This window comes from Streptomyces milbemycinicus (assembly GCF_002154605.1).
In the GTDB taxonomy this organism is placed as follows: Bacteria; Actinomycetota; Actinomycetes; order Streptomycetales; family Streptomycetaceae; genus Streptomyces; species Streptomyces milbemycinicus.
Map to the genome: position 1 here is coordinate 1 of NZ_MUNE01000931.1, position 1,414 is coordinate 1,414.

At 72.1% G+C, this 1,414-nt stretch carries 2 protein-coding genes and 1 pseudogene; all 3 read left to right on the forward strand.

Annotated elements, in window-relative coordinates:
• Window positions 1-423: LLM class flavin-dependent oxidoreductase (locus tag CCN51_RS49015; RefSeq protein ID WP_143676167.1), on the forward strand; the 423-nt coding region annotated here is incomplete at its 5' end.
• Window positions 424-541: 118 nt separating this feature from the next.
• Complete coding sequence (locus tag CCN51_RS49020; protein WP_014176898.1) at window positions 542-982, forward strand: hypothetical protein; 441 nt, start codon at window positions 542-544, stop codon at window positions 980-982.
• Between the two features lie 109 nt (window positions 983-1,091).
• Window positions 1,092-1,414 (forward strand): annotated as a pseudogene (locus CCN51_RS49025) (S8 family serine peptidase); the annotation flags it as partial.

Here is a 1,414-nt window from a genome sequence, read left to right on the forward strand (position 1 = left end):
CCGCCGGTCGTCTCGGGTGTCGTACGCCCCCGCTCCCTGGAACTGTCCGGCCGGGCCGCCGACGGCACGGTCATGGCCGAGGGCCAGGGCCCGGGCGCGATCGCCGCCGCGCTCGGCCATATCGCGAAGGGGCGCGCCACGGCCGGTGCAGGCCACCCGCATGAGCTGGTCGTCTTCACCCATCTGTGCGTGGCCGACGACCCCGGGCGGGTGGCGACGGACACCGCGCCCGTACGTGACGAGTACTCCGAATGGCTCAGTGTTCCGCGCGAGGAAGTGTTCCTCGCGGCGGGCGACGCCGCCACCGCCGCCGAGCGGGTCCGGGCCCTGTGGGAGGCGGGCGCGGAGACGGTCGTACTGCGTCCGGTGGGCGAGGATCCGCTGGCCCAGGTGCGCGCGGCGCTGGGGGCGTTGGAGCGCTGACGGCCGTCCTCCGATGGCGGCGATCCTGACACCGACTTAGCGTAAATGTAACAAATAGGGCATGCGGGGCGTGTCGCCCCTGTGTCCTTCCTCGTCTATGTCGTCGTGTGGAGGATCCATGTCGGTGATGACTGGCGCCCAACCCATGCAGCAGATGCAGCCCCAGATGGGCCAGCAGCAAATCACCCAGGTCGTGCAGCAGACGATCCAACAGGCCTGTCAGCAGGCGAGCCAGCAGATCGCGCAGCGCCTGCAGCACACCGTCCAGCAGCTCCAGCAGCTCAACCAGCAGGGCCTGGGACAGCAGGCGCACCCGTACCTGGCCATGGCGCTGCACTACTCGCTGCACAACGGGGTCCGGCAGGCGGTGGAGCAGGCCGTACAGCAGGCGCTGCCGGTCGCCATCGCGACGCTGATCCAGCAGCAGGGCCAGCAGGGCCAGCAGGGCATGGGCCAACAGGGCTTCGGCCAGCAGGGTATGGGCCAGCCGGGTATGGGCATGCAGCAGTTCGGCCAGCAGCCGTACCAGCAGTACCAGCAGCCGTTCGGCATGGGCTGACACCTGGGTTGACGCGGTGCGGTGTGCCCGGGACGTTCCCGAGCACACCGCATCACCGTGGGAGCGCGGCCCCCGGTCGCCGGAGCACAAGCGGAAGGACGACGTCGGCGTGGTGAAGGTGGACGTGATGCTCAAGAACAGGCCCGAGAACGACAGCGACGGCGCGGGCGCGGGCGGGCCCGGGCGCGCGGGCGCCGGCCGGGAGGAGGGGCCGCGCAAGAAGAGCACGCGGCGCCCCCTCGCGGTGCGCCCGCGCCGCGAGCGGTACCTGGTGGCCCCGCTGCCCCAGCATCTGCTCCCACCCGGGGTGGCCGCGCTCGACATGGACGCGGTGTGCGAGCGGCTGGGCCGGATGCCGGAGGTCGTGGTGGTCCGCCGGCTGCGGCTCCTTCGCGGGCCGCAGCCGGCGGACCACCACGACCTCCGGCATCC